This window comes from Kribbella sp. (assembly GCF_035687465.1).
Classification (GTDB): domain Bacteria; phylum Actinomycetota; class Actinomycetes; order Propionibacteriales; family Kribbellaceae; genus Kribbella.
The window spans coordinates 1-3,889 of the sequence record NZ_DASRXP010000583.1 but is presented as its reverse complement, the minus strand read 5'-3'; the positions used below and the strand labels follow the sequence as shown (position 1 = coordinate 3,889).

The 3,889-nt window shown below is 63.0% G+C and carries 3 protein-coding genes and 5 tRNA genes; 2 read left to right on the top strand and 6 right to left on the bottom strand.

Annotation, left to right across the window (positions count from 1 at the left end):
* The 6 genes from VFG33_RS30895 to VFG33_RS30870 form a co-directional block, all read right to left on the bottom strand.
* Window positions 1–329: HNH endonuclease (locus VFG33_RS30895; RefSeq protein WP_325056515.1), on the bottom strand; the 329-nt coding region annotated here is incomplete at its 3' end.
* A 149-nt stretch (window positions 330–478) separates the two neighbouring features.
* Window positions 479–552, bottom strand: a tRNA-His gene (locus VFG33_RS30890).
* A 2-nt stretch (window positions 553–554) separates the two neighbouring features.
* A tRNA-Arg gene (locus VFG33_RS30885) sits at window positions 555–628 on the bottom strand.
* Between the two features lie 94 nt (window positions 629–722).
* Window positions 723–797 (bottom strand) — tRNA-Pro (locus VFG33_RS30880).
* Window positions 798–887: 90 nt separating this feature from the next.
* Window positions 888–956, bottom strand: a tRNA-Trp gene (locus tag VFG33_RS30875).
* 75 nt (window positions 957–1,031) lie between these two features.
* Window positions 1,032–1,223, bottom strand: coding sequence for a hypothetical protein (locus tag VFG33_RS30870; RefSeq protein WP_325056514.1), 192 nt, complete (start codon window positions 1,221–1,223; stop codon window positions 1,032–1,034).
* Between the two features lie 337 nt (window positions 1,224–1,560).
* Between VFG33_RS30870 and VFG33_RS30865 the strand changes: the two genes are divergently transcribed.
* Both VFG33_RS30865 and VFG33_RS30860 read left to right on the top strand, forming a co-directional pair.
* Window positions 1,561–1,633 (top strand) — tRNA-Thr (locus VFG33_RS30865).
* Window positions 1,634–1,727: 94 nt separating this feature from the next.
* A complete protein-coding gene (locus VFG33_RS30860) occupies window positions 1,728–3,518 on the top strand; it encodes a tyrosine-type recombinase/integrase (protein ID WP_325056513.1) in 1,791 nt (596 codons plus the stop codon).
* Window positions 3,519–3,889: the final 371 nt, after the last annotated feature.

Genomic DNA, 3,889 nt, shown 5'->3' with positions numbered 1-3,889 from the left:
TTCAGCCACTCGCCGCGCCCGCCACGGGACCGCGGTACGACGTGGTCCATCGTGGTCGCGCCCGTCTTGCCGCAGTACGCACAGCGGAACTTGTCACGCTTCAGTACGCCGGCTCGCGTGTACTGCAGTCGGCCGGTCGCGTACCGCCATTTGGTCACGACATAGCGGACCAGACGCAGCACTCGGGGGCGGGGGAACGGACCGATGCTGGCGCCGTCGTGCGCCTCTTCGACGACAGCGACCTCCCGGACGAGCATCCGGATGGCGTGCTGGATCGACACGACGTGCAGTTGCTCATATGAGGCGTTGAGCACGATGACACCGCTCATGGTGGTTCCTCCTCTCTCAAGTGTGCCCGACAGTTCCCCGCCAGGTCGGTTGTTCCGGTGCGGCTCCGGCCAGAGCCGCCCGTACTACGTGACGTCGCCGCCCGGGGCTCGGAGGAACCACCCGAGCCCCGGGCACTCTGTCGTACCGGGGTGTCCGGCGGGGCTCGAACCCGCTTCCTCCGGGGTCACGTCCCGGCGCATCGCCCACTTCCGCTTCGGACACAGCACGCCCGGCAGGACTCGAACCTGCAACCTCCTGCTTCGTAGACAGGTGCTCTCTCCAGTTGAGCCACGGGCGTCTGCAGCGCCCTGCACCGGATGGACTGCGGATTTCCGGCGCAGGGCACGTCTGGGGCGCCCGCTCGGCCGGTAGCTGAGCATCCTGCGGGCGCCTGGTCCAGCTGGGGAGACTCGAACTCCCGTTTCCCTCAACCCAAATGAGGTGGCCTGCCGCTGGCCTACAGCTGGTCCTCCCGGATGCCACGATGGCGTCCGGGAATTGCAATGGCATATCCAGTTGTCAATTGTTCGAGTCGACATTCGTGAATGACGAAAAAGCATCGGTGGAAGGAGTCGAACCCTCGGAGCGCGGGTTTGGAATCCGGCTCGCAACCATTGCGCACCGACGTGGTGTGGGGAAAAGAAAAGAGCCGCCTCGGTCGGGTGTCCCGACTCAGGCGGCTCCTGTGATCCTTGTGGAGATCACACAGGTGGACCGCCGTGACTCGGGCTCAGCACCGCGTCAAGCTGGTAGGCGTGGGTGTTTTCGTAGCCGGATCGCAGGCATGACAACGGGGCGATGCGCTCAGGGCGCCACGCCTTCCTGAAGTCTTGCTTGCCGGTCACGATGATCTCCTTGGTCTGTTTGGCCTTGCGGGCAATAGTCTCACCCATCGCTACAACTGAAGTCAATGCATTTCCCACAGCCTTTATTCCCGCGCCATTCCTGGCGTCACCGCCGCCCGCTCCGACGCGGTTGCATGCGGCTTGGTTCCGGATTGCCGGCGTTGTGTTGATGCGACTGTTCTCGTGCCGGTCGCGACCGGTACGACCAGCGGCGGGTCACCCACCAACTCAGAACCGCGAAGCCACCCGCGCTGACGCGACGTAGCGTGTTCACCTCACTACGCACGCCCCCCCGGCGCCTGGCACACTTGAGGGGGTCCCACGGCTATCCGATTCGGAATCAGCCCGCCCTCCCGCTACACTCTTGCATCGGCCCTAGGGCCACGCCGCCTTAGCTCAGTCGGCAGAGCGTCTCACTCGTAATGAGAAGGTCATCGGTTCGATTCCGATAGGCGGCTCCGCCTCTGACCTGCGGAAACGTAGGTCAGAGTACTCATTCGGCCCACCTTCGTGGAGCCATTCGTGGATCCAACGGCACTTACGATGCCGCTTGTGGCAAAGAAGACCAGTTCCCACAAGCGGCAGCCGGGCGGCATCCACGCACTGCCGTCTGGTTCGCTTCGGGTGCGCGTCTACTCCGGCATCGACCCGGTCAAGAAGACGAAGATGTATCTGGAGGAGACGGTTCCTGCCGGCCCAGATGCTTGGGAGAAGGCTGAGGCAGTCCGTGCTGGGTTTGTCGCTGAGGTCTATCAGCGGCGTCATCCTCGGACCGATGCGACCGTTGAGCAGCTAATCGAGCGGCACTTGAAGGACGGGACCTTCGGTCCGAAGACGCGGAAGAACTACCGCGGCCAAGCCGACAAGCACATCGTGCCCTGCATAGGTTCGACGAAGGTCCGCAGAGTCGATGCTGAGGTGATCGAGTCGTTCTACTCGGAGCTGCGGCGATGCAACGATCATTGTGACGGAAAGGCCTACGTCGATCACCGCACCGAGCGGCCGCACGAGTGTGATGACCGCTGCAAGCCGCACAAGTGCAGCCCGCTGAAGGAATCCAGCATCCTCTACCTTCACCAGATTCTCAGCGGAGCCTTCCGGCGTGCGGTGCGCTACAAGTGGATTTCGATCAGTCCGATGGACTTCGCTGAAGCACCAGCGGCGCCGAAGCCAAAAGCTAGACCGCCGTCCGTGTCCGAGAGCGCACGCATACTCACGGAGGCTTGGAAGGACCCAGACTGGGGAACGCTCATCTGGTTGACGATGATGGGCGGTAATCGCCGGGGCGAGCTGTGTGGAATTCGCTGGAGGCACGTGGACCTTGACCGCGAGGTCATCCACGTACAGCGAGCCATCGGACAGTACGGAAGCGAGACCTGGGAGGGCGACACCAAGTCCGAGAGCGACCGCCGGGTTGTGCTTGATCCGGAGACGGTCGCCGTCCTGGACGAGCACCGGAAACGGTGTACGGATCGGGCTGCCGCCATCGGAGTCAAGCTTTCGGACGATGCGTTTGTCTTCTCGCGGGAGCCGGACGGGTCGACCTATCTGCGGCCCGACTCGGTGACTCAACGCTTTAGCCGAATGGTTGCCCGTCTTGGCATAGACACCTCAATCCACAAGTTGCGGTCCTACAACGCGACCGAGTTGATCTCGGCCGGCTTCGACCTCCGGATCGTTGCTGGCCGCCTGGGACACGGGTCGGGCGGCGTCACAACGATGCGTCACTATGTTCCGTGGGTGTCGGAAGCAGACCAGCGGGCGGCCGGGCCAATGGCTGTACGGGCGCCGATGCGCCCGCTGGTTGGTGTGTTGCCACCGATGGTGCATTTCGAGGCAAGACACCCTTTCGAGCACATCGCCGTTCAGCTACGCGAGGAGATCTACCGCGGTAAGTGGCCGATCGGTACTGCCATCCCACCAGTAAAGAACCTCGCGGAAGATCGAGATGTAGCACGGTCGACGATCCATCGTGCTCTGCATCTCCTTCAGGACTGGGGTTTGGTTCGAGTCGTGCCGGATCGACCGACTCTGGTCCTGCCAACGGCGCCGATAGCGACTCCACCAATGACGGACCCTGTACGGCCTCCTGCGGAAGTCCAGTCGGTAGAACCAGCAGATCGCGGGCAGGCGCTTGAGTTGGAGCTGCTGAGGCTCGGTACACATGTGGCGACGTTCAGGGCGAAGGTCGCAGTTCAGGACGACGATTCCTTGCATCGTCTCCTAGTCGGCGCGATCAAACGGCACAGTGGACTCGTTGCAGAAATCGAGGAATACGAACTCATCGTCCGCGCACCAGGTGTGGCCGACATCCTGGCTACCTATGTCGCGCTAGCTCCCTGACGATTGGCGCGGACCTGAGGGCGACGTGGGCCGGACGCTCCCGCCCAAACGAAGGATGCGTTGACCGTCGAGTGCGAGAGCCGCACCTGTCGTGCCAGCGGTCACCGTCGCGGCGATGATCTCGCGGACCAGCTCGGGTGCGTCTTGATGAACTCGGTGTCCTGCTGTGTGCGCGACTACCAACTTTCCGTGCCAGCGCTGTGCGTAGTTCAGCTGTGCCATTTGCCAGTGCTGATCAATCTCTGGGAGGGACAGCGGTCTGTAGAGGTCAGGTTGCTTGGCCTCGAACCATCGCCAGATCGCACTACTGACGACGGCCGTAGGAGGGCGAACTTCCGGTACCGACATGGCGTACTCGTCTGCACTGGCTG